Annotated in this window: 28 protein-coding genes, 2 tRNA genes and 1 pseudogene; 17 read left to right on the plus strand and 14 right to left on the minus strand. The window is 41.5% G+C overall.

The genetic code is table 11. From position 1 onward, the window contains the following. The first annotated feature begins 95 nt into the window (after nucleotides 1-95). The gene (locus tag FTV27_RS08310) at nucleotides 96-716 is read left to right on the plus strand and encodes a hypothetical protein (RefSeq protein ID WP_180077974.1); all 621 of its coding nucleotides are present in this window, start codon (nucleotides 96-98) and stop codon (nucleotides 714-716) included. A 374-nt stretch (nucleotides 717-1,090) separates the two neighbouring features. On the opposite strand, the gene hisF is transcribed toward FTV27_RS08310, so the two are convergent. After that, on the minus strand, nucleotides 1,091-1,852 hold the full coding sequence (gene hisF / locus FTV27_RS08315) for an imidazole glycerol phosphate synthase subunit HisF (protein WP_373423585.1): 762 nt from the start codon (nucleotides 1,850-1,852) through the stop codon (nucleotides 1,091-1,093). A 110-nt stretch (nucleotides 1,853-1,962) separates the two neighbouring features. On the opposite strand from hisF, the gene FTV27_RS08320 reads away from it, so the two are divergent. The 3 genes from FTV27_RS08320 to FTV27_RS08330 are packed head-to-tail and all read left to right on the plus strand — an operon-like array spanning nucleotide 1,963 to nucleotide 3,998. Beyond that, nucleotides 1,963-2,913, plus strand: a complete 951-nt coding sequence (locus FTV27_RS08320) for a homoserine kinase (RefSeq protein ID WP_180077976.1) — start codon at nucleotides 1,963-1,965, stop codon at nucleotides 2,911-2,913. Between the two features lie 27 nt (nucleotides 2,914-2,940). Next, a complete protein-coding gene (locus FTV27_RS08325; RefSeq protein WP_180077978.1) occupies nucleotides 2,941-3,567 on the plus strand; it encodes a DUF1294 domain-containing protein in 627 nt (208 codons plus the stop codon). A 38-nt stretch (nucleotides 3,568-3,605) separates the two neighbouring features. Next, the gene (locus tag FTV27_RS08330) at nucleotides 3,606-3,998 is read left to right on the plus strand and encodes a hypothetical protein (protein ID WP_168378990.1); all 393 of its coding nucleotides are present in this window, start codon (nucleotides 3,606-3,608) and stop codon (nucleotides 3,996-3,998) included. Between the two features lie 90 nt (nucleotides 3,999-4,088). Here the strand turns inward: FTV27_RS08330 and FTV27_RS08335 are convergent, their stop codons facing one another. The 8 genes from FTV27_RS08335 to hisB all read right to left on the minus strand — a co-directional run bounded on the left by FTV27_RS08335 (nucleotide 4,089) and on the right by hisB (nucleotide 10,544). Then, nucleotides 4,089-4,976, minus strand: a complete 888-nt coding sequence (locus FTV27_RS08335; protein WP_180077980.1) for a DMT family transporter — start codon at nucleotides 4,974-4,976, stop codon at nucleotides 4,089-4,091. Nucleotides 4,977-5,045: 69 nt separating this feature from the next. Beyond that, nucleotides 5,046-5,777, minus strand: coding sequence for a 1-(5-phosphoribosyl)-5-[(5-phosphoribosylamino)methylideneamino]imidazole-4-carboxamide isomerase (gene hisA, locus FTV27_RS08340; RefSeq protein ID WP_180077982.1), 732 nt, complete (start codon nucleotides 5,775-5,777; stop codon nucleotides 5,046-5,048). A gap of 193 nt (nucleotides 5,778-5,970) precedes the next feature. After that, the gene (locus tag FTV27_RS08345) at nucleotides 5,971-6,735 is read right to left on the minus strand and encodes a hypothetical protein (RefSeq protein WP_180077984.1); all 765 of its coding nucleotides are present in this window, start codon (nucleotides 6,733-6,735) and stop codon (nucleotides 5,971-5,973) included. 433 nt (nucleotides 6,736-7,168) lie between these two features. After that, nucleotides 7,169-7,834 carry a 3'-5' exonuclease gene (locus FTV27_RS08350; protein ID WP_180077986.1) on the minus strand — a complete coding sequence of 222 codons (666 nt, stop codon included), beginning with the start codon at nucleotides 7,832-7,834 and terminating at the stop codon, nucleotides 7,169-7,171. Nucleotides 7,835-7,989: 155 nt separating this feature from the next. Continuing rightward, complete coding sequence (locus FTV27_RS08355) at nucleotides 7,990-8,463, minus strand: DUF805 domain-containing protein (RefSeq protein ID WP_180035467.1); 474 nt, start codon at nucleotides 8,461-8,463, stop codon at nucleotides 7,990-7,992. A 230-nt stretch (nucleotides 8,464-8,693) separates the two neighbouring features. Next, the gene (locus tag FTV27_RS08360; RefSeq protein WP_180009276.1) at nucleotides 8,694-9,203 is read right to left on the minus strand and encodes a DUF805 domain-containing protein; all 510 of its coding nucleotides are present in this window, start codon (nucleotides 9,201-9,203) and stop codon (nucleotides 8,694-8,696) included. A 130-nt stretch (nucleotides 9,204-9,333) separates the two neighbouring features. After that, nucleotides 9,334-9,951, minus strand: a complete 618-nt coding sequence (hisH, locus tag FTV27_RS08365) for an imidazole glycerol phosphate synthase subunit HisH (RefSeq protein WP_078193147.1) — start codon at nucleotides 9,949-9,951, stop codon at nucleotides 9,334-9,336. Further along, nucleotides 9,951-10,544, minus strand: coding sequence for an imidazoleglycerol-phosphate dehydratase HisB (gene hisB, locus FTV27_RS08370; protein ID WP_078190487.1), 594 nt, complete (start codon nucleotides 10,542-10,544; stop codon nucleotides 9,951-9,953). The genes hisH and hisB overlap by 1 nt, the downstream gene beginning before the upstream one ends. A gap of 97 nt (nucleotides 10,545-10,641) precedes the next feature. Between hisB and FTV27_RS08375 the strand changes: the two genes are divergently transcribed. The 10 genes and pseudogenes from FTV27_RS08375 to FTV27_RS08420 all read left to right on the plus strand — a co-directional run bounded on the left by FTV27_RS08375 (nucleotide 10,642) and on the right by FTV27_RS08420 (nucleotide 17,437). Beyond that, the gene (locus FTV27_RS08375; RefSeq protein WP_078193146.1) at nucleotides 10,642-11,031 is read left to right on the plus strand and encodes a GNAT family N-acetyltransferase; all 390 of its coding nucleotides are present in this window, start codon (nucleotides 10,642-10,644) and stop codon (nucleotides 11,029-11,031) included. 195 nt (nucleotides 11,032-11,226) lie between these two features. Next, a tRNA-Phe gene (locus FTV27_RS08380) sits at nucleotides 11,227-11,302 on the plus strand. Nucleotides 11,303-11,440: 138 nt separating this feature from the next. Further along, nucleotides 11,441-11,516: transfer RNA gene (locus FTV27_RS08385), tRNA-Phe, on the plus strand. A 155-nt stretch (nucleotides 11,517-11,671) separates the two neighbouring features. Continuing rightward, nucleotides 11,672-12,121, plus strand: a complete 450-nt coding sequence (locus FTV27_RS08390) for a hypothetical protein (protein WP_180025927.1) — start codon at nucleotides 11,672-11,674, stop codon at nucleotides 12,119-12,121. After that, the gene (locus FTV27_RS08395) at nucleotides 12,121-12,843 is read left to right on the plus strand and encodes a hypothetical protein (RefSeq protein ID WP_180077988.1); all 723 of its coding nucleotides are present in this window, start codon (nucleotides 12,121-12,123) and stop codon (nucleotides 12,841-12,843) included. The genes FTV27_RS08390 and FTV27_RS08395 overlap by 1 nt, the downstream gene beginning before the upstream one ends. Before the next feature lie 101 nt (nucleotides 12,844-12,944). Next, a pseudogene (locus FTV27_RS08400) lies at nucleotides 12,945-13,679 on the plus strand (class I SAM-dependent methyltransferase). Nucleotides 13,680-13,872: 193 nt separating this feature from the next. After that, nucleotides 13,873-14,400 (plus strand): hypothetical protein, encoded by a 528-nt coding sequence (locus tag FTV27_RS08405; protein WP_227591847.1) that lies wholly within the window; start codon nucleotides 13,873-13,875, stop codon nucleotides 14,398-14,400. Between the two features lie 192 nt (nucleotides 14,401-14,592). After that, nucleotides 14,593-15,342, plus strand: coding sequence for a hypothetical protein (locus FTV27_RS08410; RefSeq protein WP_180077990.1), 750 nt, complete (start codon nucleotides 14,593-14,595; stop codon nucleotides 15,340-15,342). A gap of 79 nt (nucleotides 15,343-15,421) precedes the next feature. Further along, nucleotides 15,422-15,700, plus strand: coding sequence for a hypothetical protein (locus FTV27_RS08415; RefSeq protein ID WP_078190480.1), 279 nt, complete (start codon nucleotides 15,422-15,424; stop codon nucleotides 15,698-15,700). Nucleotides 15,701-16,075: 375 nt separating this feature from the next. Further along, nucleotides 16,076-17,437: a GGDEF domain-containing protein gene (locus FTV27_RS08420; RefSeq protein ID WP_180077992.1), complete on the plus strand. Its 1,362-nt coding sequence runs from the start codon at nucleotides 16,076-16,078 to the stop codon at nucleotides 17,435-17,437. Between the two features lie 54 nt (nucleotides 17,438-17,491). Here FTV27_RS08420 and FTV27_RS08425 read toward each other — a convergent pair whose 3' ends face one another. Beyond that, on the minus strand, nucleotides 17,492-18,067 hold the full coding sequence (locus tag FTV27_RS08425; RefSeq protein WP_180077994.1) for a hypothetical protein: 576 nt from the start codon (nucleotides 18,065-18,067) through the stop codon (nucleotides 17,492-17,494). Between the two features lie 297 nt (nucleotides 18,068-18,364). On the opposite strand from FTV27_RS08425, the gene tehB reads away from it, so the two are divergent. Next, complete coding sequence (gene tehB, locus FTV27_RS08430; protein WP_180077996.1) at nucleotides 18,365-19,237, plus strand: SAM-dependent methyltransferase TehB; 873 nt, start codon at nucleotides 18,365-18,367, stop codon at nucleotides 19,235-19,237. 338 nt (nucleotides 19,238-19,575) lie between these two features. On the opposite strand, the gene FTV27_RS08435 is transcribed toward tehB, so the two are convergent. The 3 genes from FTV27_RS08435 to fadB all read right to left on the minus strand — a co-directional run bounded on the left by FTV27_RS08435 (nucleotide 19,576) and on the right by fadB (nucleotide 23,889). Continuing rightward, the gene (locus FTV27_RS08435) at nucleotides 19,576-20,424 is read right to left on the minus strand and encodes a hypothetical protein (RefSeq protein ID WP_180077998.1); all 849 of its coding nucleotides are present in this window, start codon (nucleotides 20,422-20,424) and stop codon (nucleotides 19,576-19,578) included. Between the two features lie 126 nt (nucleotides 20,425-20,550). Next, the gene (gene fadA, locus FTV27_RS08440; protein ID WP_180078000.1) at nucleotides 20,551-21,723 is read right to left on the minus strand and encodes an acetyl-CoA C-acyltransferase FadA; all 1,173 of its coding nucleotides are present in this window, start codon (nucleotides 21,721-21,723) and stop codon (nucleotides 20,551-20,553) included. Between the two features lie 12 nt (nucleotides 21,724-21,735). Beyond that, complete coding sequence (gene fadB / locus FTV27_RS08445; RefSeq protein ID WP_180078002.1) at nucleotides 21,736-23,889, minus strand: fatty acid oxidation complex subunit alpha FadB; 2,154 nt, start codon at nucleotides 23,887-23,889, stop codon at nucleotides 21,736-21,738. 473 nt (nucleotides 23,890-24,362) lie between these two features. Here fadB and lpxO point away from each other — a divergent pair, with 473 nt between their 5' ends. After that, nucleotides 24,363-25,277 carry a lipid A hydroxylase LpxO gene (lpxO, locus tag FTV27_RS08450; RefSeq protein WP_078190472.1) on the plus strand — a complete coding sequence of 305 codons (915 nt, stop codon included), beginning with the start codon at nucleotides 24,363-24,365 and terminating at the stop codon, nucleotides 25,275-25,277. 256 nt (nucleotides 25,278-25,533) lie between these two features. Here the strand turns inward: lpxO and FTV27_RS17185 are convergent, their stop codons facing one another. After that, nucleotides 25,534-25,659, minus strand: coding sequence for a hypothetical protein (locus FTV27_RS17185; RefSeq protein ID WP_257230000.1), 126 nt, complete (start codon nucleotides 25,657-25,659; stop codon nucleotides 25,534-25,536). Here FTV27_RS17185 and FTV27_RS08455 point away from each other — a divergent pair. Then, nucleotides 25,658-26,740 carry a diguanylate cyclase domain-containing protein gene (locus tag FTV27_RS08455; protein ID WP_180024933.1) on the plus strand — a complete coding sequence of 361 codons (1,083 nt, stop codon included), beginning with the start codon at nucleotides 25,658-25,660 and terminating at the stop codon, nucleotides 26,738-26,740. The two genes, FTV27_RS17185 and FTV27_RS08455, sit on opposite strands and share 2 nt — an antisense overlap. Nucleotides 26,741-26,758 lie beyond the last annotated feature (18 nt).

The following is a 26,758-nucleotide window of genomic DNA, read 5'->3' on the forward strand; positions in this document are numbered from 1 at the left end:
ATTTTGTCGTGTTTTGTCAATAATATTAAAAAAAACGGTCAATATCTAGCCTTTTTCATTACCTATAGTGGAGCTAAGAAAAGGAGATATTGGTCATGTTAAAAGGTTTTATTGCAGGGTTGGTCGTCGCCAATGCCTTTGAATGGTTCGCACATAAATATGTTTTGCATGGGACACATCGGTCAGGCAAGCCACGTTTTAGTCCAGTACCGAAAAGCATGAAATCACATTGGGAGCATCATCGTGAAGTTCGAAAAACAGATTTTCATGATCATGGTTATGTTGAAGGTGTACAGAACTGGCGCACGAAAAATGAAATATTGTCACTGGTGGCAGTTGCAGCGGTATTTGTCCCGCTGTTTTATCCCATTTCCAAAGGAATGAGTTTGTCTGTGCTGTATTGCGCAGGGAATTATTATTATATCCATCGTCGCGCACATCTTGAGCCAGAGTGGGCGATGAAAAAGATTCCATGGCACTATGACCACCATATGAACTCAAATCAGGATGCCAACTGGTGTGTGACTAAGCCGTGGTTTGACTATATTTTAGGGACTCGAGTGATCTCCTCGGCGAAATTACAGGAACAGAACCCATTGGGTGTGCTACTGCCGACAGCGATTGCGAAACCATTGTCACACTGGGTCAATCGGGTATTTCCTGCAAAGTGGGTCGCTGAGCGTGAAAAGCCAACTGCACTTCTTGAAACGGTCTAATATGAACGCACTATGGGTTTTGACAACTAGCTTTGCCATTCAATTGAGCTGTCGCAATTTGTCAATAAATTATGAATCTACTGTCAATCAAATGCAGTGCAAATGCCCTATATTTAAATCATCAAAAGGCTTGTACACGACGAGTTGATTGATGAAGTTGCTATGTATATTTTTTCATTTGTTTTAAGTATCAGACCAAGTGCTGTAGTTTTTCTTGGTTTATAGGAGCCGACAAGGCTCCTTTTTTTATGTCTATAGTGGATGAATTGTATAGACGATACTCTGCTACAAATCAATGGAGTTGCATCAAAAACACCAAAGCAAAAAAAGAGCGAATCATCGCTCTTTTTCAATCCTCATTGAAAACGAATCAATTAAAGACGCATTTCAATGCCTTGTTCTGCTAGATATTTTTTCGCTTCAGGAATGGTGTGTTGACCAAAGTGGAAAATAGAGGCAGCAAGCACCGCATCTGCTCCACCTTTTAAAATGCCATCGGCCAAATGTTGGAGATTACCGACACCACCAGAAGCAATGGTTGGAATGGTCACACGGTCATTGATATTACGCATCAGTTCAATGTCATAACCCGCTTTGGTACCATCTGCGTCCATTGAGGTTACTAATAATTCACCCGCACCGAAGTCCGCCATTTTTACCGCCCATTCGATGGCATCGATGCCGGTTTCTTTACGACCACCGTGGGTGAAAATTTCCCATTTATTATCGCCGGTTTTTTTCGCATCAATAGCAACCACAATACACTGTGCGCCAAAACGCTGAGAGGCTTCTTGTACAAATTCAGGGTTATAGATGGCAGCAGAGTTAATCGAAACTTTGTCCGCACCCGCATTTAATAACAGGCGGATATCTTCTACTTTACGCACGCCACCACCGACTGTTAATGGCACAAATACAGACTCAGCCATACGCTCTACCGTACGGTAAGTGGTATCACGACCATTTGAGGTTGCGGTAATGTCTAAGAAGGTAATTTCGTCCGCACCTTGTTCGTTATAACGGCGTGCAACTTCAACTGGATCGCCTGCATCACGAATATCAAGAAATTGAACACCTTTCACTACACGACCGTTGTCCACGTCGAGGCAAGGAATAATACGTTTAGCAAGCATAATTTTTTCCAAAAATAACAGCCGATTATGAAACTTCGCGACTTAGATGCTACACCTTAGTAGTCGGAGCGGTTATTCTATCAAAAATATGTAAGTTTTTTCGCAGGTTTTCTATGTCGGTTTATACCACTTTGACTTTAAAGGAAGTTCAGGATTTTGCAGCACCTTATGGACTGGAGGTGATTGACCTGATTCCGATTCAAGGCGGTATTCAAAATACCAACTATTTTATTGTTTGCGAAAATGGCACGCAGTATGTATTAACCGTTTTTGAAGAGATGGACGAGCAAGGTGCAGGGGAGCTGGTCCCTGTACTTGAACATTTGGGGCAGGCTGGTCTAGCTGTGCCTGTACCGCTGAATCATTCAGGTAAAGCGATTCATAGTTTAAAGGATAAACCTGCACAAATTGCGCCACGCATGCAAGGTCACCATCCCATGCCTGCGAGCTTAGCGCAAGCAGAAGCGATTGCTGTAGCCCAAGCGAAAATGCATGTGGCTTTACAAGATTTCCCTTTGGAACGTGCAGAATATCGTGATCATGCTTATTGGTTACAAGTTTCACGTGATATTCGTCCAACATTAAATGAAGCAGATACCACGTTACTTAACAATCTGTTGGGCTTATATGACATCTTAACGGCGATGTATCCAGACCGTCCTACCGGTTTTATTCATTCTGATCTGTTCCGTGACAATACTCTATTTGAAGGCGATCAACTCAACGGCATTTTAGACTTTTATGAGTTAAATAAAGACGAACTCTTGTTTGATATTGCTATTACTTTAAATGACTTTTGTACTGAATATCCGGATGTACATTTGAATGAAGACAAAGCCATTGCCTTTTTAAATGCCTATGAAAGCGTGCGTCCATTAACCGCAGATGAAAAATCATGCCTAGAGTTATATTTGGCGATGGCGGCGGGTCGCTTCTGGATGATGCGTTTACAGGTGGCACAGAAAAATGCGGCAGAAGGCCGTACAGGGGATGATATTTTGCAGAAAAACCCTGCTGAAATGCGTAATATGCTGATTGAACGATTAAAATTCGTCACAGCATAAATTTTAAAAACAACGAGAGGGAAAAGCATGCGTGATCAAGGACGCTTAGTAGAATGGTTTGATGATAAGGGCTACGGCTTCATTCAACCGAACGATAGCACCAAAGATCGCGTATTTTTGCACATTAAAGACTTTTCCCGTCCCGGCCCACGACCAATCGTGGGCTGCGCGTTGGATTATGCTGTGATCTTAGACGAACGCGGACGCTTTCGTGCGCAGCAAGTGCATTATTTAAAAGCCTCACAAACCAAAGCTACACAACGCCCCAATAAAAAAAATGTGGTGCAGATGCCGCGTCAGGCAGAGCCGATGCAAATCTTGTGCATTGTGTATATCCTAGCCTTGGCGGGCTTATCTGTGGCGGGTTTACTCAGTGGCATGGTGCTGCTTTTTGTGAGTATTATTAATGTCCTGACTTATTGGTTCTATGCTCAAGATAAAGAAGCTGCGCAAATAGGGAACCGACGTGTGCCAGAAAATACACTGCATCTTTTGTCTTTTTTAGGTGGGTGGCCGGCGGCATGGCTGGCTCAGCAACGTTTGCGGCATAAAACACAAAAACAACCGTTTCGAAAAATATATTTCTGTACCATAGCCTTTAACATATTACTGATTTTATGGCTAATTTCACCATTTAATATCCTGACTATTTAGGTGGAACGATCCGCAAAATCATCATGACGGAGAGCGAAATGAATTATTCCATTGATAAAGATCCAAACCGCCTGCTCACGATTATTTTGTATATTCTTTATATTGTGGCGATTTTTTCTGCCGGCTTGCTTGCGGTCCTCGCGTTGATTATCAATTACGTCAAACGCAGTGATGTGCGCGGCACGATTTTTGAAAGCCATTTCACTTGGCAGATTCGCACGTTTTGGTGGTATCTCATTTGGAACATCATTGCTTTCGTGCCTTTTATTTTTCTGTTCTTTACCGGCAATAATGCCAATGCTTTTGCAGGTGTAGCACTGGGAGCGAGTACCTTCTGCGTCACGGTAATCGGACTGTCTTGGTTATGGATTGTGTACCGCGCGATTAAAGGTTTAATCCGTGTCAATGACAACCGACCGATGTATGAGTAATACGAGTTCAGAACTTTTTGGAATAAAAATCTTAGCATCAAAAAAGCGACCGTATGAGTCGCTTTTTTGATCTAATAGAGGATGCAGAAATTAGCGTTTTTTTAACCATTTCGGCCGCCATTCACTCACAATCACACCAAGCACTACACACAGTCCGCCAATGAGAGCGAGCGGTGTTAAGCGTTCACCCGCAAGTCGCCCAATGATTGCGGCCCAAACCGGTTCACCTGCATAGATGATTGCCGCCTGTGCAGGATCAACCATACGCTGCGCCCAGTTCATCACCAGTTGAATCACGGCGCTGGCCAGACCCAATCCGCACAGTACAGCGATTAATGGCCATTCAAATTTGGGCAATGTGGTTTCACCTACCAGTGGAGCAAAGCAAAAACAGAACAGTGAGGCAAATGCCAATTGTAGAACCGTCACTCTGCGTAGATTGACGCGGGGTGCAAAATAACTGATCAAGATAATTTCAAAGGCAATGGCAATCGACCCGAGCAGCGTAATGATTTGTCCAAAATTGAGCTGAATAGCCCCAAAACCATTACCCGTTAAAAAGACCAAACCGACAAAAGCCAAACATACACCCAGCCATGTCATTACATGCGGTTTATGCCGAAAACACAGCCACATAAAAATCGGCACCAGCGGCACATACAGCGCAGTTAAAAAAGCCGATTCGCTGCTGCTGATACTTTGCAAGCCGATTGTTTGCGTCGCATAGCCGATTGCAATCACCGCGCCGATACTTGCGCCCGCAATGACATCATATTGAGAAAAATGTCTAAGATATTTGAGCGATAACAGACTCACAGCCAGTGTAGCTGCGGCAAAACGTAGACCGACAAACAGCACGGGACTGCTAAAATTTAAACCGTATTGCACGGTGATAAAACTGGCACCCCAAATCATGGTAATCAGGATGAGTGCGAGCTGCGGAAACTTGGCTTTCCAAGCAGATTGGACGGTTGGCATGTGTATTTGAATGTTCAAAGAGGAGAAATAAAAAAAGAGGCCCGAAGACCTCTTTTCTGCTCGGGTAAATTACAAGCTTTGTTGATCAAGCAGTAATTGAGCTTCACGAAGGTTCAATGTGCCTTCATAAATTGCACGACCGGTAATCGCACCTAAAATGTCTGGTTGGCCTTTTAAGTTACGCACGTCGTCAAGGTTGGTCACGCCACCCGATGCAATAACAGGTAAGCCTGAATACGTTGCAAGGTTAACGGTTTGTTCAACGTTCACACCTTGCATCATGCCATCACGTGCGATGTCGGTGTAGACGATGCTCGATACACCAGCATCTGCAAAGCGTTTAGCCAAATCAGTAGCTTTCACGTCAGTGACATTTGCCCAACCATCAGTTGCCACCATGCCATTCATGGCATCGATACCGACAATGATATGGCCTGCAAATTTTTTGCACGCTTCTTCAACAAATTCAGGCTCTTTTACTGCTTTTGTACCAATGATGACAAACGAAACGCCGGCATCAAGGTAGTGTTCAATGGTTTCAAGAGAGCGGATACCACCACCAATTTGAATAGGCAATTCAGGCTGTGCTTTAGCAATCGCTTCAACCACAGGCTTATGAATCGGTGTACCAGCGAAAGCACCGTTTAAATCTACCAAATGTAAGCGACGCGCGCCTTCATTTACCCAATGCTGTGCAGTTGCCACTGGATCGTCAGAAAATACGGTATCGTCTTCCATACGACCTTGTTTTAAACGGACACATTTGCCATCTTTCAGGTCAATTGCAGGGATGATCAGCATGCTTTCGCTCCTTGCTCAATCAAATTAAGAATGAATTTGTGCCTAATCTTATCAAATAAACGGCTATTCACTAAATGCTAATATCAGAATTGATGAATTAAAAAAGCCTGACATGTGTCAGGCCAGTGTAAATAGAGGATTGGATTTTATTCTTGGTCTATAAAAATGCGCTGTGTATTAGTGTTTTTAGTCATTAAACATAAGCGGTTGTTTGTAATAAATCGATGTTTACGGATTGAAGTAAGCTACCGACATCGTATAAGCCTTGATTGAGGGCTGTGGTACTTTCACCGACCACTTGAACGAGATCACCGACTACAGGAAGTTCAGTGGCAATCGATGTAATCGGTGCAATGTCATCCAGTAAGGCATCTAAAGTGCCTGAAACATCTTGCACGACACCACCTACACTTGCTAATGGATCATTCAGGACGGATGTTAATAATTCGGTAGGATCAATACTGGCTACATAGTCGCCCGTTTCAGCCAACAAGCCTGTTAAATTCCCCGTAGTTTCGCCTACTGCATCCAATAGACCGCCCAGCAATGGCAGGTCAGAAAGTACATCTGTGATTGGTGCAGCCACGCCACTGAGATGATCAACCAAACCTGCAACTTCCGTCACGGTTTGGCCGACCACACCAGTTACGCCATTGAGAGCGGTTTGTACACCGCCGAGAAGATCACCTGTCGCTAGTTGATCGGCTACCGCATGTAAGCCATCACCTAAGGTGCCGACCAACTGATTTTCAACCGCGAGTACTTTTTCGATGGTCCCACCAATGAGCGGAAGCTCAGTCAGTGCATTCGTTAAGGGCGCTGTTAAGCTACTTACGGTCTCTAATACGCTGTCTACTGTATCCAAAACAGTATTTAAAACCAGTCCAACCGCTTTACTGATCCCTTGTAAAGTCAGGCTGAGTACACCGCTGATTTTTCCTGTAAATAAGTTCAACATGTCAGGTTCTCCAAGCTTTTAAATTATGATGTGTTATGTATTTGGCAGACTTGTTTTAGCAAAAGGAGATTGATGAAAACAAATTATGAAAGTATAGAAAGAATGAGATAAATCATGTAATTCTGCTATAAAACTTAGAGAGATCAAAACCTTAGTTGAATAAAAATATAAATGTATATTAATGTAATTAAAATGAATTAAATCAAAGATATAAATGTACTTAAAAGGTGCGATTTTATTGTTTTTAGGCTGTGCTGTGACTATTTTTAAAGCAATAACGTACTGTTCAAATCTTTAGCGCAAATAAACTGCAAATTCATGGGCACTCTTCAGCCGATCTTTGCACTTGGTCATGCCATAGATTGGGGCAATATCCAGTTACAGAGTGGTTACATCGCTAAATATAAATTAAATCATTAAAATAATTAAGGATTTAAAATTTCATGTGCGGACGAATTCTTAGTTTGAGAGACGTATTGGGAATGGTTTTAGGTAATAAGCCACGTTGTAATAATTCTTCAAAGACCAAAACAGGGGCATAGGCATCGGCAGCGGCATAACGAATTTGTTCTGGATTTAAGCGCTTTTTGGCCCAATTCGAGGTGCTGACCGATTTAGATTTTGGAAAATTCACACGAAAAAGCAGTGCCATGGCATTTTTTAAACCCACAGGTTGGGTTAAGCCAAAAGAAGCAAAGCACTTGGAGAGTTCCAAGACACTATTCAGTTCGATGCCTTTTTTACGAAATAAATGTGCATCATTTTTTAAGCCAAAACCTACTTTAATTTGATCACGATTACTCAAGATTGGTCTTAAAAAATCCCAAGTGCATTCGTTCATTTGAAACAGCCACGCCTGTTGCGCCGTCGCGAGTTGGATTAAATGTGGACCGGTAGAGACCTCACCTTTACGAAAAGTCGGCTTAGATTCAGAGTCGAAACCGAATAAGGCAGTCGTCTGCAATTCATCGGCCCAGTGTTGGCATTGTTCGGCATTGTGAATGACATGGATCTGCTCTGGCACTAAATTTTGGAACAATGGAAAATCTTTAATCTGTTCTTTTGTTGGCAAAATAGGTGTCAGTAGAGCATCAGTCATTGTGATTCAATTCAAAGGCTTGTTGTTGCAGCCTAGAGCGTTTAGTAGGGAAATGCAAATACCGAGATGTGGCGTTGAGCATGAGCCATTGACTCACCTGCCTGTCATAGCGCGTTGCTATGACAGTGACCAATAGGCTTAAAGTCAGTGACGACTTAAAATAGAAAACGCGCAGTAAATAATACATTTACCAAGATCAGTAAGAATAAACCGATAAAGAGAAAGGCGAGGACCACCTCCCATGTTTTGGATGTACGTGGCTCGCCATATTGATTGGCATTTGCAGACCCCGGGATGAGCATCAGCGCAATGCACATGACGATATTGAGCAACGGAATCAACTCTAAGAGTGCAAACCAGCCTGAGAGATTAAAGTCATGCAAACGACGCACTGAAAAAATCATCAAAGGGATCAGCATTAAAATATTTAGGATCAATCCAATCACTTGCGTCATTGGATTTTCAGCATGAGCTATTAGGGCATTGAGGGTATTGGGCATCATGCTGACGATCAGTAGCATCAATATGCTCAGCATGAGGCCATAGAAGACATTCCAACCGATAAAAGACATGCGATTAAAACGACCGTCACGGTTCCAACCAGAGTTTATATTGGGTGAATTATTCATATTAAATGATCTTAAATTATCGTAAAAAGTATAGTTATCATTCATTTTTAGCCGCAAAAAAATTGAGCTAAAAACGACATAAAAATGTGAAAAAGTACAGGATTTGATCCTGAACATAAAAAGCGCGTTGATTATAAAGGTAAAGTACAAAAAAAGCCCACATGTGTGAGCTTGTTTGAGTAGATGTATTGCTGTTTAGAGCGATCTAGGCGGCATTTAATGATTTATCATTATTGTTGTTGAATCGTGGTTTGCTGAGAGCGGATCACATAGTTTTGGTAAGACGGAATCATGATCGCAGCAAGTATCCCGACTATAAACACCACGATATACAAAACAGCCAGCACTGTTTCCCAGCCTTTGGTCGGGCGTGGTTGTCCAAAGCTATTACTACCGCTATTACCCGGTGCAAATAACACATAGAGCGCAAATAATATATTCACTACAGGAACTAAGATCAGCAGTGCAAGCCATCCAGAATGGTCTCGGTCATGTAAACGACGGATTAAGAAAATGACGCTGTAATAAATGACGATGGCATACATGATAAAGAAAATAATCATGAGTGGCGTCGACATTGCACCCTCAGTCAACGCATTTTGCGCACCGGGTATGAGCAGGCCGACTACAACAGCAATTAGCGTAAAAATAATGCCGAGAAGTAGATTCCATGCAAGATATGCGCGCCGGCTAAAGCGGCCACTGGCTTGGGTCGGTGAGTCAGATGTGAATGTATTCATTATTATTCCTAGGCTTTGGTATTTTTATAAGTAGGCAAATTCTAAAATGAATATGTAGAAAATAAAAGGATGAAAAATAAACAGTACAAAAAAGCCCGCAAGGAGCGGGCTTTTTTGCGGTGAAGGAATTTTAAATATCCCATTCCACAAAGTTTTTCAGCAATTGCAGACCGGCTGTATGACTTTTTTCTGGGTGAAATTGTGTCGCAAACAAGTTTTCCTTGTGAATTGCGGTACAAAATTCCAAACCATAGTCACAGGTAGCAGCGACAATGCTTGAGTCTTGCGGCTCTACATAGAAGCTATGTACGAAATAGAAACGTGCATCTTGCTCAATGTTTTTCCACATCGGATGGCTAGGGTCTGCCTGATGCACTTGGTTCCAGCCCATGTGCGGCACTTTTAATCCCTCTACATCAGGGAAGCGTTTAACCGAACCTTCAAAAATACCCAATGCATCTGCACCGCCATTTTCTTCGGAATGCTGCATTAGGGCTTGCATACCGACACAGATCGCAAGCACAGGTTTATTAAATGCCGCTTTACGGACCACTTCATCAATGCCTGCATCATGCATGCCTTGCATACAGTCACGCATTGCTCCCACACCGGGGAACACAATTTTATCTGCTTGTGCAATCAACTTAGGATCATTGGTGACATCAACAGTTGCACCCACGTGTTCGAGGGCTTTTGCTGCTGAGTGAAGATTTCCCATGCCATAGTCAAGAAGGGCAATACGGGTCATTACAATGTTCCTTTGGTAGACGCAACAGTATTTTCGGCACGCGGGTCAACTTCACACGCCATACGTAATGCACGGGCAAAGGCTTTAAATACGCTTTCAATTTGGTGGTGGCTGTTTTTGCCTTTTAGGTTGTCGATGTGCAGCGTCATTAACGCATGGTTCACAAAACCTTGGAAAAATTCAGAGAAAAGATCCACATCAAAAGTCCCGATGCGTGCGCGAGTGAATGGAATATCCATCCAAAGACCCGGACGGCCAGATAAATCAACCACAACACGACTCAGTGATTCATCCAGCGGCGCATAGAAGTGACCGTAGCGACGTAAACCTTTTTTATTGCCCAGTGCTTGAGCAAAGGCTTGGCCAAGTGTAATCCCACAGTCTTCTACGGTATGATGATCGTCAATTTCAAGATCGCCATCACAATGAATATCAATATCAAACAGACCATGTCGCTTGATTTGATCAATCATATGGTCTAAAAATGGAACACCAGTGTTTAAAGTGCCTTGACCAGTACCATCAAGATTCACACGAACTCGAATTTTGGTTTCGTTGGTGTTTCTTACCACTTCACTGATACGATCTGTCATAGACACGTTCCTCAAATACGTCAAAATGATTGATGTAAAAATATTTTCGCTGTGACGAAAAGTCACCGCATATTAGATTGCTCAGGAGGGTTTATCAATGCCTATTACCGTACATGCCTATACTTCTTTAGAAAATGATGAAGTGCGCAGCCAGCTTGAGCGACTGTATGACACTAGCCCTGAGTTTAGCGACGGTTCCGATGCGATTGAACAACTTGAGCAGAACTTAGCTCAGTATACCTTAGTTTATACTGCAGAATTTAATACAAAATTGATTGGCGCGATTTGGTGTACAGGCCAAGGTGAAAGCAAAACCCTCGAATATATTGTGGTACACCCTGCAAATCGTGGGCGTGGTGTTGCAGAACGTTTGGTCAGTGAGGCCACCCGTATGGAGGAAGAAAAAGGTGTAAAAACTTTCGAGCCAGGTTGTGGCGCGATTCATCGTTGTTTAGCACACATTGGTAAAATTGACGTAGTTGAGTAAAGTTCAATTTTTAAAAGACAGTCTCCGTGCTGTCTTTTTTTCGTCTGAATAATTAAATTGACTCAGACTTAAATGTAAATAAGACAAAAAGTAAGCGATTAGTGTGAAATATTGATTTAAAAATAAACATTTGAGAAAAAAAGCCCATGCTTATGCTTGACGGCATTCAGCTTAAATTGTTTAATACGCCCCATCGGCGTGATAGCTCAGTAGGTAGAGCAACGGATTGAAAATCCGTGTGTCCCCAGTTCGATCCTGGGTCTCGCCACCATATTCAAAACTGATTTTTCAGTTTATCAATCCCTGATCCCATCAGGGATTTTTTTTTGCCTAAAAAATATGCATACAAAAAATATTTTTATAAATATGATTGACTAATTAACTAAGATACGGCTTAATACACCGCATCGGCGTGATAGCTCAGTAGGTAGAGCAACGGATTGAAAATCCGTGTGTCCCCAGTTCGATCCTGGGTCTCGCCACCATATTCGAAAAAGCCTCAAACCATTGTTTGAGGTTTTTTTTGCCTGTTGTTTTTTCGGTTGTTTATCATTTACACAATTTAACTGCTACAATCTACCGAATATAATTTGACTAATAGTTAAAAAAATTTTTAAAAATAAAAGGTATGACAATGCATATGAACAAAATGTTAATGGCTTTAACTGTAATGACAAGTGCTTTATTAACAGCATGTGGTGGTGGAAGCAGTGGGAGTTTTAATTCATCTTATGAAAAAGAATTTACTTTTGGTACTCAAACCTATATTTGCCGCAGTGAAAAAGCAGCAAATGCATGCGGTAGTGCAAGTCGAGATTGTTCAGCGTGTGATCTTAAAACACCGTCTACAAATGTGATCACGGCAATATGTACTCAACCTGTAGCAAATACCCATAAAGTGACAACAGCAGGCTGTGTATTAAAGCTAACAAATGATACCCAGACAGGAATCTGTACATCAGAAGGATTAAGATTATTGTCAGGCAGTAATCGAACTAAAGAAGAAGTGAATCAGGGGGCATTATTTACAAATGGAAGTTTGAAAATCACGCTGGCGAATAACGTGACTGAAACGATTACGTGTAATTAATGCTGATGAAATTCATTGTGCCAATGTTGATTGGACTCGTCTGTTTTGGATTGGGCTATTTAATAGCCCCGTCTAATACTGTATCTGATGATCCTACAGTTATAGAAAGTAATAGAGATCAGACAGGGATTAGGTTTATTCAAAACCTTCAGCAGAATATACCTGAGCAGTCTGAAAATAATATCGAATTACAACAGCAACTTAAAAATCAAATGACTCAGGTGAATGCCGTCATTGATCAGGCGACACCACAACAGTTGGATCAATATTTAAAACAAGCTTTTCCCAGCTATGATTTATCGGCAATAAAAAACAAACGCGAATTTGCGAAGCATCTTGTACGCGAATTTGTTGATGCAAAAAATAATCCTCATGAGCCTATGAGTGGACGAGCCGCGGTTATGGCACAGCAAGAATACGGGGTTGAAAATGTACTGCCGCGTGACATTTATGCAGAGCAGCAGTTGTTTGCTCACTTTGATACTTTAGGAAAAACTCCGAATAATGAGCAGGTTTTTGTACGTTGGAGCGATCAATCTACTGGAGAAGTGCTGTTTTTTATGCCTCAACGGATTAGTGCTCAGCGTGAACAGAATTGGGTCAGTTTTAGTCCTGTCGCTGGCTGGAAGCCAGGGCACTATGATGTGAAATATTATCAAATGAATGATCAATTAAGCCCGATTGCACAGACCAGTTTTTATATACAGCATGTGATTAAGTAAATATTTGAAGCTCAAATTTTATCGCTGAAGCTATGACTTAAGTGCTAGTTTCCGACTCTAAAAATTCGATTAAACTGATAAAAAAATAAATAATTTTTACAATGAAAGACCTTTTCTCTACAGGGAGTGCGCTGTATCAACAATCACGTCCAAGTTATTCTGCTGAAGTCGTCGATAGCATCTTGCAGCATGTTGCCGTGCGTGAACTGGCATGGGACTGTGGTGCAGGTTCAGGTCAATTTACCAAAGGTTTGGCGTCCTATTTTCAACAGGTTTTAGCGACAGATCTGAGTGCCGAACAATTGGCACAAGCACCCAATTTAGACAATGTACGTTATGAGCAAGCTAGCGCAGAACATTGTCCGCTTGCTGACCATTCAGCGGATTTAATCACAGTTGCGCAAGCGATTCATTGGTTCGATTTTGCTGCCTTTTATGCGGAAGTACGACGCGTATTGAAACCCCATGGTCACATCGCCATTGTGGGCTATGGTCTGATTCAATTTGAACATGCGGAATTGAACCAGCTTTTACAGGATCTGTATTTTGTCACGTTAAAGGGCTATTAGGATGCTGAACGTCGTTACATCGACGAAGAATATCGCAGTATTCCGTATCCATTTCAGGGTTTAGCAGTCCCTCAGCTGTTTTTAAATTATAGGTGGAGTGCACAGCAAATTTTGGACTATTTGCAAACGTGGTCTGGATTAAAACACTATCAACAGCAACATCCAACACATCAACCGTGTGCAGATTTGCACGACTTCTTTAGCCGTCATCCGCAGCAAGAGTTTGCTTTGTCATTTCCTGTGCTATTAAGAATCGGGACCGTATAAAAAAGAAAAAGTAGCCGCAATATAGATAGATAAAGGATGAAATCTTAAGTCTAGAATGAGCAACGTGAGGTTTGAATCGGCTGTACTTTCGTGCCGTTTGTCGGGGTTCAATCTAGTAAATTGATTAATTGTTGTACAATAATGGCAGTGTTAATTTTTTCAATTTTCTATTTTTAAATCTCTCGGAATGAACATGATGAATCTCCCTAAATCTGTTTCCGTTTTGGTTTTTGTTAGCGCAGCAATGACGGCTATGAGTACTTTGGCTGCGGAAAAAGCCACTACAAAAGCTGAGGATACCGAACAACAAGCTATTCAGATGCCTGCTTTAACCATTATGGCAGAGCGTGAAATGCGTGCAGAGACGGGCATTGTTGAGTATCAAGAGCAGGTCGATCGCCGTAAAGCCTTACAGCAACGGGTGATGCAACTTGAGCGCGATACGCAAAACAAAGGTGTCGATGCAACAATCGTGTCAAATGTAGATGTCTTGCCTGCCACAGCAGTGCCTGATATGTCGAATTTATCACCTTTGATGCAGCAGCATGTTTTGGATATTGCCGCAGGTTTACAGTCTTCTGATCCACGCAATGGTTTATATATTATGTTGCAACCCTTTGGGATAGACCGTAATGCAACCAATGTGCAAATCAGTCGTGATCAAATCAATCTTGGCAATATTGACCGTCAGTTAAATACCAATCCGATCAAGACCCCATAATCGAATACATCTCTACAGCAAATTGAAGGCGAAAATTCATGTTTTATCCATGAATTTTCGTTTTGATGACATGCGCAATTTAAGTGTATTGACATTGATGTTTTCAAATAGCCTTCTTAAAAAGCATGGCTATTTTATCGTCAACCTTCAAACTTTTGGTTAAACTGAATAAAAGGGCATTCGGAGCTCATTATGCCGCGTATCTTTGTTGTCTTGGCCAGTGCAACGCTATTGGTCTTTGGATGGATGTTTTATCAATATTCAGTACAGCAAAAAGAAGCTGTGCAACTCTCGACCTATGAAACGGTTTTGCGTGAAAAGACCGAGCAAATTTTTCAGCAAGCTCAGCACTGGGAAGAACCGATACAACTTAATGTGACAGATGCACGGCTAACGGGTGATTATAAAATCATGTCGGATTTTATTTTAAGCCAAATGCTGCAGCGTGCAGAAGCGCGGAATCAATATATTCGTGATCTTAAAGCACTGAATTGGGATAAATTTCTCGACATCGATCGCTTGTTGCAAGATAAAAAAAACCAATATCAAGAGACTGAGCAAATGCTGCAACAGGTGCATGCTGTGGTCGATGCTTATGAGCAAAAAACCTCACAGCAAGAGGAAAATGGTTTAGCACAGGCCAAACAGTTGGCGGTCAAACAGGTGTTTCGTCAGCAAATTGCCCAGAGTTTAAGAGACAGTCGTGATAGTGAAGAGTCGCATGCTTTATTTGAGTTAGAAAAGCAAAGCTTGGCGAAGGCTGATGAAATTTTTGCTGTGCTGAAAGCCAATAAATGGGAAAAGAAAAATAAATTATTTATGTTCTATGAAGATGCACCTTTAAAGCAGTTTAATCAGCTTTATACAGAGATGTTAGCGCTCAATGCACAAATGGATGAGATCCGCCAAAAGAACCGTTCAGAGTTGAAACAAAAGCTTTAACTGACTGTCATCACTCTTTCAAATTTGCGCGATAAAGTGGCTTATAGCAGGGTTTTACATCATATAGAGGTCCATGCTCATGCGAGCTATTCAGATTTTTGATGATATTCAGCAGGTCTATATCGACTTTATTGCGAACCGCCAATATCCACGTTTGGAAAGTCTAAACAATTGGGGCAAGAACCGGTTTTTCTTCAGTCAGTATTTTCGCATGATTGAAGATTGGCATTTGACTGAACAAATTGTGATTGAATTTAATCAACAATTTTATAGTTTGGATACAGGGACGGCCCCTGACTTTATGGATCAAGATAAATACATGGCTTGGTTGATGGAACAATTACAAATATTAAAATAAGTCCTTTCATTCAAATTATTCAGCACAGCTTCAAGACATGTTATACAAGTGAAAGCCATCCTTTAGCGGATGGCTTTTTTGTTTCTATCGAGCATCATTTTGGGAACTGAGTTCCGAACTAGCATGAATAACGCAAAAAACATTGGCTTTAAAACAGTCTTCGATTGTTTAAATTGCAAATTTAATACAACTATTAATCAATAGTGTGACTTAAATCACTTAAAATACGCCGAAAATTTAAACATAAATTTTTAGCCAGCAGCCTATAACGCATAAGAAGCTGAGCTGTATTGAACTTGCAAGCATTCTAACCTTAGACCGATTGGCTTTGAATGAAAGGTTTATCGCCATTTTTAGAGACGATTTTTTTAGCGTATGAAAAAATTAATACTGCTATGGCTTGCCATATGTGCGGTTTCATTGGTGTCGATAGGCTATACCTATGAATTATTTATTAGCCCTGTTTGGGTGGTAAATGCATTCGCGGCCTATGGCATGATTTTAATGCGGAAGCATTTAAGCCACGACTTACTGATCGTGCTCTATGCTTTTAGTGCGATCTTCGTGGCCTCGCTGATGGTCGATCCCGCCAAAACTTTAGAAGATAAATTTCTCCTGTGTGCGATTTCGGCATTTCAAATTTGGGTATTTATTAAAGCCTATTTGGCACTGAGCCATTTAAAAAAGCGCCGCTTTAAACGAACCTTGATGCTAACTGTTCCGAGTATCGTGGGTGCTTTTGCAGGCAGTCTATTATTCGTGGCATGCTTTCAGATGGACAACCAATACTTTGCCTTTGTTGATTATTTTCTAGAGCAATTTGCAACAAGTTTGGCTGTGGTGTGTTTATTATTTGGTGTTCAGCGCTGGATGAATGTACCGTGGATAGATTATGGCTATCTGATCGTGGCATTGGCCGTGCAATATGTGATCTCAAATGATCAGATCTTCTATGCCTGCATGGTCTTGCCTTTATTGATGTGTTATTACGCGATCAAATACGACCTCAAAACTTTTTGCTGGCTGATTGGTTTAATGACGCTGATCTGTGGCTGGTATGGTGCCATGCCATTGGCTGGGGAATATTGGTCAGATGCACAGGTACATATGCTCTCGCGGATCAGTTCTTATCGTTTGGCATTGGGTATTTATCTGATCATTTTCATGTTTATTTGTGAGCTGTATGCACGAAATAAACGCCTGTATTTTGCTTTGCAACGTGTGAGTTTTTGCGATGAGTTGACGGGGCTGAAAAATCGCCATGCCTTTAAAGAACAAATATTTATAGAGGGTGCGGTTGATAAAGGCTGTGTCATTTTGCTCGATGTCGATAATTTTAAAAAAATTAATGACCAATATGGACACCAAATGGGGGACAGTGTTTTGGTGCATTTGGCAAAAATCTTAAAAAATTGTAGTCCACGCGCGAGTTTTATCAGTCGTTGGGGCGGTGAAGAATTTTTAATTTTGCTCGAAGGTGCCGATTTGGAGCAGGGTAAAATGTTGTGTGAAACGATATTGGAACGCTGCGAACATGTGCCGTTTCGAAAAGATCAATTAAGGCTAGATGTCAGCTTTAGTATGGGCTTGGCCGAGTTTCAACAGTTGAGTTTATCCAATTACTCCACGACTCTACAGTATGTCGATGCCTGCCTATATCAGGCGAAATCACAGGGGAAAAATCAGTTTGTTTATCAAAAGATTATTCCGTTGGCAGAAAGCAGTATTGCAGTCTAAATGGGCATAAAAAAAGATGCCGTGAAGGCATCTTTTTTAGCATTTAATCAATGATTAAGCTGCTTTTTTGAACCAAGAAAAGAACCCTTTTTTCTCAGCTTTCGCTGCTTCAGCTTTTTTCTCTGCACATTTTTTAGCACAGTCTTTTTTCGCTTCAGCTTTTACTTCTTCAGTTTTAGTTTCAACAGCTTCTTTTGCATCAGTTGCTTTTTCTACAGCCGCATCTTTTGCTTCAACAGTTTTTGCAACGACAGCGTCTTTAGTTGCTACAGTTTTTGCAACAACAGCATCTTTAGTTGCTACAGTCGCGTCTTTTGCTGCAACTGCAGTTTCTTTAGTTGCCGCTGCTTTTTCTACCACTGCTTTTTTCATGTCAGCAGTTTTTGCTTTAGTGGTTTCTTTTACTGTTAAAGTTTTAGTTTGAGTTGCTTTTTCTGCAACAGCCACTTGAGTTTTAGCAGCATCTTTAGTTGCTTGAGCAGCAGCTACAGTTGCAGTTTTCGCTTGTGCAGCTTGAGCTTTTACAGCTTCAACAGCAGTTGCAGGTTTTTGTTCTACAGCAGTAGTTGCCATAGCAGAAGTTGTAGCAGCAACTAAAGCAACAGCTAAAGTAGTTTTGATCGCGTTCATAGTCATCACTCTATAAAACTTAGTTAAAATAAGGCATTGTAAATTTTATGCCTTATCAACAGCGCTTAGGTTACACGGCACAGAGTGAGGGATTCGATTGTGTGAATATTCCACCAATGTTACAAACGGATAACATGGTGTTACGCAGAAAAACAAACAAAAACAGCGTACATTCCACAGCATTCGAAATTTTTAATTCAAAGCTGATTTAAAATCACTGTTAAAGCCGTTATGGTGAATATACATTTCCGCCATTGGTATGGCATAAAAATAACGTCGCATGAGGGATAACTACAGATGCAGCAGCTTATTTGTTATAAACAGCTCCCTGTGTGGACGCAGCAGTCGATTCCACAAGGTTTTAAACAACAGCACAATACCAAAGCAGGCACATGGGCAAAACTCACCGTGCTGCAAGGTGAAGTAAATTTTGCCATGTTAGATGCGTCTGGAAATGTCCTCTCGACGCATGTATTTAGTCCAGACCTACCACCGCCGTTTATAGAACCACAGGCGTGGCACAAGATTGTGTCTGCGAGTGACGATGTGCAATGTCAGTTAAGTTTTTATTGCTTAGCACAGGACTATTTTTATAAGAAGTATCAACTCAGCCCAACACACTCAGAAATTTTGGCTGCAACACCGTATTTGCATGGTGAACGTGCTTTGGATGTCGGCTGTGGGCAGGGGCGTAATTCGCTGTACTTAAGTCAGCTGTCTGAGCAGCGTTTTGAGGTGGATGCATGGGATGTTAATCCACACTGTTTGCACAAGCTGCAAGAGGTGATCGCTGCGGAAGGCATTGAAAATATTCATGTGCAGCAGCGTGATCTAAACGCTGACCCAAGCATAACAGGTACATACGACTTTATTTGCTGTACGGTGGTGATGATGTTTTTAGAAGCAGCAACGGTGAAACCATTGATTACTCAGATGCAGCAAGCGACCAATGTGAATGGTTTTAACCTGATTGTCTGTGCGATGGACACCGATGATATTCCGGCACAGTCTGACTTTCCTTTTAGCTTTAAAGCAGGAGAGTTAAGTGCTTTGTATGCGGGCTGGAACATTGTGAAATACAATGAAAATGTCGGTGATTTACATCGGGTGGATGCGCAGGGAAATCGAATTCAACAGCATTTTGCGACATTGTTGGCGCAGAAAATTTAAGCCTAGTATTTTAAGATGTTGAGTTGAAGAGTTGGGGATCAACTCAACACTTACTTTACTTAAACTGAAAAAAGGGAACCATTTTTGAGTTAGTTTGGTAGTATTTATATGTAGGTCGAGTAATTTAATAAAATGTACCCAAATGAGTAATTAAGGTTAATAAATGATGTTGATTATTTTTTTAGTGGTCATAGAATATTTTAACGAAATGAATTTTTAAACTTATTTAGAGCTGACCCTTGTTAAGCCTAAATGTGGTAAATTTGAACACTTAATCTCTGTTGTTGCATGCTGAAAAGCGTTGTACTCAACATGCAACTTTATATCTGAGCCCGAACTTAATTTACTTTAGTTTCAAACAATGGATTAAGGATTTGATCTGCTTGTAAATTGTGGTTATTACTAGAGTAGATTCTACCTTTAAGTAAGTCAGCTTTATGCCATTCGAATGTTTGTTTATCTAAGTTTAATAAACGAACTGAGTATTGCTGACCCTCCTTAGGCATGTATGCTGTAACTATTCCAGCACCTGCACCCATAGTTGCTAGTGTTACACCTACACTTAAGGCACCCATTGCAAATTTACTTCCTACAGATGCATTCAATCCATCAAGCGAAACTAAAAAAATATAGTTTGAGTTTGCCCATTCTTTTAAAGTCTTGACAGTTTTTTCATCAAGCTGAGGCATATCTAGTTTTGCATTTCTATTTCGAACATTTGATAAATTTACAGCATCTGTTTTGGCTATAAACTGAGTAAGTGCAAATGCTGCTGCACGTTGATCATCAGTCATATTGCTATTTTGATTTAGAAGAGGATATGTGCTGATAGGCGCTCTTTTAGAATTGCTATCAACCTGAAATTCGTATTTTTTAAGCTGTTCTTCAGGCATTGAACCACAAATAAACGGCGTAGCAGAGGTACTAACAGTGACATTATGTTGGTTTAACTGTTGTGTAAAAGTTTGAATAAACTTCTCACTTGTAAGTTTAGTAGGCTCGATGAGTACTAAATCTTTCCCTAATTCATTGGTTAAAAGGCATGAGTTCACAAAAATCGCTACAGGTTTTACTTGGATTGCAGCTTGGGTCTGATTTAATTTTTGGCGCGACTCTTCGGAGATTTTTGTTGTTGCACAACCTGTAAATGCAAGACTGGCGATCAGTGGTAACACAATATTTTTCATAGAAACTCTTGTTTGGTTTTGTTTGATTTCTATGCGTATTATGCATAAATTGTGTTAATAATCTAATTAAATCTTTATTAAAAAACCCCGCAAAAGCGGGGTTCTTTTTAGTCACGTATTTAAGAATTAAACACGTTCAATCACTGTTGCGATACCTTGACCTAGACCAATACACATGGTCGCAAGACCAATTTGTGTATCTTGCTGTTCCATGACGTTCAGCAAAGTCGTTGTGATACGTGCACCAGAACAACCCAATGGGTGACCAAGCGCAATCGCACCACCGTTCAAGTTCACACGGTCTTGTTGATCATAAATGCCTAAGCCTTTAAGAACAGACAAACCTTGTGCTGCGAACGCTTCGTTCAATTCAAACGTTTGGATGTCAGCAATTGACAAGCCAGCACGTTTAAGTGCTTTTTGAGTTGCTGGTACAGGACCAAAGCCCATGATCGCAGCATCACAACCTGCAACCGCCATAGAGCGAATTACAGCACGTGGCTTAAGACCTAATGCTTGAGCACGTTCAGCAGACATCAGCAACATTGCAGAAGCACCATCAGACAAAGCTGAAGATGTTGCAGCAGTTACTGTACCGCCTTTCGGGTCGAATACTGGGCGTAAAGCTTGGAATGCTTCAAGGTTTGCATCAGGACGAATCACTTCATCGATATCGCATAGAATTTTGAAGCCATTTGCATCGTGACCTTCAACGCCCACGATTTCATTTTTGAAACGACCTTCTTGTGTTGCAGCCCAAGCACGGCGGTGTGATTCAACACCAAACGCATCTTGTTCTTCACGAGAAATACCGTTCATACGACCTAACATTTCAGCCGTTAAGCCCATCATGTTAGACGCTTTTGCATAATGCTTAGACGCTTCTGGGTTGATGTCGATGCCGTGCATCATGCCAACGTGACCCATGTGCTCTACACCACCAATGATGAAGATATCACCTTGGTTGGTTGCAATTTGCGCAGCCGCTGTGTGGATTGCTTGCATAGAAGAACCACAAAGACGGTTCACTGTTTGACCTGCAACAGTCTTTGGAAGATCAGCCAATAACGCAATGTTACGACCAATGTTCATGCCTTGTTCTAGAGTCTGGTTTACACAGCCCCAGATTACGTCTTCAACTTCATTGGTATCAAACTGGTTACGAGCAACAAGCGCACGTACTAATTCAGCAGATAAGCTGTCAGCACGTACGTTACGGAACATACCATTTTTGGTTTTACCCATTGCTGAACGTACGCCATCAACGATGACAACGTCACGTGGATTTAAAGTAGCCATTCACGTTGCTCCTTAACCGTAGAATTTTTTGTTGTTTGCAGCCATGTCACGCAACATTTGTGGCGCTTCATAAGCCTTACCTAAATACGCATATTTGTCGCAAAGTGCTACGTATTCAGCGACACCTGTTTGGTCGATGTAACGGCATGGACCACCACGGAATGGAGGGAAACCTACACCCATGATCATCGCCATATCTGCTTCAGCAGCAGTCGCTACGATGTTGTCTTCTAGGCAACGAACAGTTTCGTTACAGAACGTCAGCATCATACGGTCAATGATTTCTTGAGCATCAAATTCACGTTTTTCCGCAGTTGCAACAGAAGCCACAAGTTCGTAAGCCACTGGATCAACCACTTTGGCTTTCTTACCTTTACGGTCAAGTTCGTATTTGTAGAAACCAACGTCATTCTTTTGACCCAAACGTTTTGCTTCATACATCGTTTGAATTGAACCTTTGAAGTCAGGCTTCATACGGTCAGGGAAACCTTCCGCCATCACTTCTGCACCGTGTACGCCTGTGTCGATACCCACAACGTCGATGAGGTAAGCAGGACCCATTGGCCAGCCGAATTTTTCCATCACTTTATCAACTTGCTGGAAGTCAGCACCGTCTTTCAGTAGAAGGTCAAATGCACCGAAGTAAGGGAACAATACGCGGTTTACAAGGAAGCCCGGGCAGTCATTGACCACGATTGGTGTTTTACCCATTTTCTGAGCAAGAACTACAGTCGTTGCAATCGCTTCAGCAGACGTCTTTTCACCACGGATCACTTCTACCAATGGCATCATGTGAACTGGGTTAAAGAAGTGCATACCTACGAAGTTTTCAGGACGTTGTAGGTTTTCAGCCAAACGTGTGATTGAAATGGTTGATGTGTTCGAAGCAATGATCGTGTTTTCACGAACATTCTTCTCAGTTTCAGCAAGTACGATACCCTTAACTTTAGGGTTCTCTGTAACTGCTTCAATCACGATGTCCACTTCTTTAAACTCGTCATAGCTTAAAGTCGGACGGATGCGCGCAAGAGTTTCACCCATTTTCGCCGCAGTCATTTTTTTGCGATCAACTTGTTTAGTCAACAATTTGTTCGCTTCAGACATACCTAACGCCAATTGTGGGTTACCAATGTCTTTCATGATGATTGGTGTGCCTTTGCTTGCCGCTTGGTAAGCAATACCACCACCCATGATACCCGCGCCTAATACAGCTGCTTGGTTGACAGGGTGTGCACCTTTTTCATATTTCTTCGAAGTTTTCTTCACAATTTGGTCGTTAAGGAATAAACCAATTAACGCACCTGCTTGTGGAGTCACAGCCGCTTTAGCAAAACCTTGCGCTTCGATTTTCAATGCTTCATCACGTGGAAGGCTTGCACCTGCTTGTAATGAGTCTAGAAGAAGTTTTGGCGCTGGGTATTGTGCAGGATTTGCTTTAGCAAGAACTGCACCTTTCGCTGTATTGAATGCCATCATTTGTTCAAGCATGTTCAATTTAACAGGATCTAATTTTTCTTGACGTTTTGCTTTCCAGTCTACACGGCCAGCAATCGCTTGTTTCACAAGGTCAATTGCAGCGTCTTGTAGTTTGTCTGCAGCAACAACTGCATCAACAGCACCGTCTTTGAGCGCAGCAGCCGGCTTTTTCGGTGCAGCCATTGCCATCCATTCAACCGCATTGTCGATACCAATCACGCGGCTTAAACGAACCGTACCACCAAAACCAGGGTAGATACCCAGTTTGATTTCTGGAAGGCCAACTTGTGCAGCTTCTGACATCACACGATAGTCACACACTAAGCACATTTCAAAACCGCCGCCCAATGCCATACCATTGATTGCAGCAACTTTAGGAACGTTTAGATCTTCAAACGCATTGAAGATGTCGTGAACAGGCAATGCCCAATCCACAATCGCTTGTTCGCCTTGAGCGAAGTTGTCACCGAATTCAGTGATATCTGCACCCACGATAAATGTAGATTTACCTGAAGTAACGATTAAACCTTTGATGTCACCGTTTGCTTTAACAGCGTCAATTGCAGCTTTAAAATCTTCAATTGTTGCGCGGTTAAACTTGTTGACCGACTCACCTTGTAAGTCAAAGCGGAATTCTGCAATTCCGTCCGAAAGCATTTGGACGGTAATGGCATTGCCAGCGTGGATCATGCCTGATCTCCTTTATTTTGGAGGACTTCTAAGTTGATGTTGTGAAGCGAGTACGCGGTTCCTGCGTACACTTTATGCCTCGCTAATCTTACGATAACTATATCTAAAAAGAACATAACAAGTTGTATCAAGCCGTGACGCTAGGGTCATCAAAATTTCTTTTGGAAATAGCCTTTGGATCTGCCTTTAATCGCTATCGCTCTAATTAAATATGTTGAAGCTTATGTTTCAGTTCACATTTTTTTATAAATGTAAGCTATAGATTGAGATGCAAAAGAAAAATTCAAGAAAAAAGCAAGTGTATTTTTCGGCAGAATGGTCAATTCACTTTTAACATTGTCATCCATCTTTGCTGAGACACAGTGTTCTATGCTGCTTATTTACGCATCACTGAGCACTATGCTATACTCGCCGCGTTCTCAAAAAAGTTAATTTTTCATTAAGCACAATGCTTATTAGCACCAGGTCCTCATATGATTAAGTGGATTATCCTGGCGGTCTTTGTCATTTCTGCGTTTTATATCCAGCAACGCGGTAAAGTCCGTCATTCATTTTATCGTCAGTTTTTTGATCATTCGACATTGCTCGCACCGATCAATTTTCTCATGTACATGTTTTCAAAAGTGCCGAGTCAACCCTATATCGACACGCAGCATTTTAAAGATTTAAAAGTCTTAGATGAAAACTGGGAAATGATTCGTGATGAAGCCAAGGCCTTGTATGAAAAAGGGGGCATCAAAGCATCGAGTACTTATGATGACCTTGGATTTAACTCGTTCTTTAAAACAGGTTGGAAACGCTTTTATTTAAAATGGTATGACTCAGCTCATCCTTCGGCTGCTGAACTTTGCCCAAAAACTACGGCCTTGTTAAAAAATTTACCCACTATTAAAGCCGCGATGTTTACTGAGTTGGCGCCCGACAGTCGTTTAGTTCGTCATCGTGACCCCTATGCAGGTTCATTGCGTTATCACTTGGGCTTACTGACGCCCAATGATGACCGTTGTTTTATTGATGTCGATGGTCAGCGGTACTCATGGCGTGACGGCGAGAGTGTGGTGTTTGATGAAACTTATATTCACTATGCTGAAAATAAAACGGATCAGAACCGGATCATTTTCTTTGCAGATGTTGAACGGCCATTAAAGTCAAAGTGGATGGAAGCTTTTAACCATTGGTTTGGTAAAAATGTCATGACTGCTGCAAGTTCACCGAATGAAAGCGGTGATAAAACAGGTGGTTTAAATAAAGTATTTGGCTATGTCTATCAAATTCGCATAAAAGCCAAAGCCTTGAAAAAAACCAATCGTTCACTGTATTACTTTTTAAAGTGGTTCCTGATGTTGGGGCTGTTCTTCCTGATTTTTGTACGTCCATATTTATTTTAAAAGTGGAATAAATATCGAAAAAATGCGCCCTTAGGGGCGTTTTTTTATGCTGACAGTCAGTGAAATATCAGTTATCGTGGAAGCAGAATAAAAATAATTATGCAGAGCAAATCAGCTAAATACAGGAATCGTGTTAGCCAAAATAAGCCAGAATCAGAATAAGCCAGAAAAAATGAGCCAATAGACGAGGAATATGATGTTGACGTCCGAACTTAAGCCCATGCAAAACCGTTGAGCTGAAAGAAACGCGTCATCATCAATGATAGCCAAAACCCAAAAGTGAACGGTGGAAGCTTTGCATGCAGGCATGAAGACCTACTGCATAGAAACTCAGTGTAAACGCTTGAAGGGATTGATTTGGCAGGAAGGGTATCCAATTCATGAAAGCAACCAACCAAACATTGATGCATCAAATGCATATTTCGATGCAAGATATAGAACGACGTAAACAGTTGCTTGGCTTGACTGATTTAGAGCTGGCGGAACTGGCTTCGATTGGTGGAATTGTGGCGCCGATACTCGACAGTATGGTCGATGAATTTTATGAAAATCAGACCTCAATTCCAGAAATTGCCACTTTGATTGGTGATCTTGATACCTTGAAGCGTTTGCAACGCGCGCAGCATCAATATTTATTGGATTTATTTTCCGGGCGCTATGACAGCGCGTATGTGAATAACCGTTTACGGATTGGTTTGGTTCATAAGCGTATAGGTGTAGAGCCGAAATTGTATCTCTCTGCGGTGCATACCCTAAAGACCATGTTGTTTCGCTTAATTCAGCGTACCTTTAATGATACGGAACAATATCAGCGGATTATTAACACCTTGGAAAAGCTCTTTATGTTCGACACTACATTGGTGGTGGAAACCTATGTGTGGAGTTTGATTAATGAGGTGAAGATCTCCCGTGAAAAAATGGAACAGTATGCGCATGCGCTAGAGTTTCGTGCACAAGAAATGGAAGAACTTTCACAGCGCGATCCATTAACAGGACTGTTAAATGTCCGGCATTTATCGACCTTATTGACCAGTATTTTATATACCGCACAGCGTAATCATGAACCCGTAACAGTAGTGTTTATTGATATCAATGATTTTAAAAAGATCAATGATGAACAAGGTCATCCACGTGGAGATCAGGTACTACAAACGGTTGCTGCGGCCATAAAGTCGGTTGCACGTTTAGATGATCATTGCTTCCGTTATGGCGGAGACGAATTTTGTTTGGTCTTGCCGGGATGTAGTGAAAAGCATGTGGAAGCGAGTTTTATCCCGCGTTTATTAGAAGCGGTGGCTGAAATGGAAGCAGGCTTAAGTTTAAGTATTGGGCTCTGTCAAACAGACCATCAGCAAGGCTATATAGATGCCATGAGCTTGGTACAACAAGCCGATGCTAAAATGTATCAAGAGAAAAAGAATTATAAACGTTTGCAGGAACAACCTATGTCGAAAGAAGCGTGATTCGAGCGTAAAGAACGC

Origin of the sequence: Acinetobacter sp. YH12251, assembly GCF_013417465.1 — a bacterium.
GTDB classification, from domain to species: domain Bacteria; phylum Pseudomonadota; class Gammaproteobacteria; order Pseudomonadales; family Moraxellaceae; genus Acinetobacter; species Acinetobacter amyesii.

Excerpts from the sequence above, each read along its gene's own strand:
- FTV27_RS08310 (WP_180077974.1), top strand. The coding sequence starts at position 96 with ATGTTAAAAGGTTTTATTGCAGGGTTGGTCGTCGCCAATGCCTTTGAA.
- FTV27_RS08320 (WP_180077976.1), top strand. The coding sequence starts at position 1,963 with ATGTCGGTTTATACCACTTTGACTTTAAAGGAAGTTCAGGATTTTGCA.
- FTV27_RS08325 (WP_180077978.1), top strand. The coding sequence starts at position 2,941 with ATGCGTGATCAAGGACGCTTAGTAGAATGGTTTGATGATAAGGGCTAC.
- FTV27_RS08330 (WP_168378990.1), top strand. The coding sequence starts at position 3,606 with ATGAATTATTCCATTGATAAAGATCCAAACCGCCTGCTCACGATTATT.
- FTV27_RS08335 (WP_180077980.1), bottom strand. The coding sequence starts at position 4,976 with ATGCCAACCGTCCAATCTGCTTGGAAAGCCAAGTTTCCGCAGCTCGCA.
- hisA (WP_180077982.1), bottom strand. The coding sequence starts at position 5,777 with ATGCTGATCATCCCTGCAATTGACCTGAAAGATGGCAAATGTGTCCGT.
- FTV27_RS08345 (WP_180077984.1), bottom strand. The coding sequence starts at position 6,735 with ATGTTGAACTTATTTACAGGAAAAATCAGCGGTGTACTCAGCCTGACT.
- FTV27_RS08350 (WP_180077986.1), bottom strand. The coding sequence starts at position 7,834 with ATGACTGATGCTCTACTGACACCTATTTTGCCAACAAAAGAACAGATT.
- FTV27_RS08355 (WP_180035467.1), bottom strand. The coding sequence starts at position 8,463 with ATGAATAATTCACCCAATATAAACTCTGGTTGGAACCGTGACGGTCGT.
- FTV27_RS08360 (WP_180009276.1), bottom strand. The coding sequence starts at position 9,203 with ATGAATACATTCACATCTGACTCACCGACCCAAGCCAGTGGCCGCTTT.
- hisH (WP_078193147.1), bottom strand. The coding sequence starts at position 9,951 with ATGACCCGTATTGCCCTTCTTGACTATGGCATGGGAAATCTTCACTCA.
- hisB (WP_078190487.1), bottom strand. The coding sequence starts at position 10,544 with ATGACAGATCGTATCAGTGAAGTGGTAAGAAACACCAACGAAACCAAA.
- FTV27_RS08375 (WP_078193146.1), top strand. The coding sequence starts at position 10,642 with ATGCCTATTACCGTACATGCCTATACTTCTTTAGAAAATGATGAAGTG.
- FTV27_RS08390 (WP_180025927.1), top strand. The coding sequence starts at position 11,672 with ATGAACAAAATGTTAATGGCTTTAACTGTAATGACAAGTGCTTTATTA.
- FTV27_RS08395 (WP_180077988.1), top strand. The coding sequence starts at position 12,121 with ATGCTGATGAAATTCATTGTGCCAATGTTGATTGGACTCGTCTGTTTT.
- FTV27_RS08405 (WP_227591847.1), top strand. The coding sequence starts at position 13,873 with ATGATGAATCTCCCTAAATCTGTTTCCGTTTTGGTTTTTGTTAGCGCA.
- FTV27_RS08410 (WP_180077990.1), top strand. The coding sequence starts at position 14,593 with ATGCCGCGTATCTTTGTTGTCTTGGCCAGTGCAACGCTATTGGTCTTT.
- FTV27_RS08415 (WP_078190480.1), top strand. The coding sequence starts at position 15,422 with ATGCGAGCTATTCAGATTTTTGATGATATTCAGCAGGTCTATATCGAC.
- FTV27_RS08420 (WP_180077992.1), top strand. The coding sequence starts at position 16,076 with ATGAAAAAATTAATACTGCTATGGCTTGCCATATGTGCGGTTTCATTG.
- FTV27_RS08425 (WP_180077994.1), bottom strand. The coding sequence starts at position 18,067 with ATGAACGCGATCAAAACTACTTTAGCTGTTGCTTTAGTTGCTGCTACA.
- tehB (WP_180077996.1), top strand. The coding sequence starts at position 18,365 with ATGCAGCAGCTTATTTGTTATAAACAGCTCCCTGTGTGGACGCAGCAG.
- FTV27_RS08435 (WP_180077998.1), bottom strand. The coding sequence starts at position 20,424 with ATGAAAAATATTGTGTTACCACTGATCGCCAGTCTTGCATTTACAGGT.
- fadA (WP_180078000.1), bottom strand. The coding sequence starts at position 21,723 with ATGGCTACTTTAAATCCACGTGACGTTGTCATCGTTGATGGCGTACGT.
- fadB (WP_180078002.1), bottom strand. The coding sequence starts at position 23,889 with ATGATCCACGCTGGCAATGCCATTACCGTCCAAATGCTTTCGGACGGA.
- lpxO (WP_078190472.1), top strand. The coding sequence starts at position 24,363 with ATGATTAAGTGGATTATCCTGGCGGTCTTTGTCATTTCTGCGTTTTAT.
- FTV27_RS08455 (WP_180024933.1), top strand. The coding sequence starts at position 25,658 with ATGAAAGCAACCAACCAAACATTGATGCATCAAATGCATATTTCGATG.
- FTV27_RS17185 (WP_257230000.1), bottom strand. The coding sequence starts at position 25,659 with ATGAATTGGATACCCTTCCTGCCAAATCAATCCCTTCAAGCGTTTACA.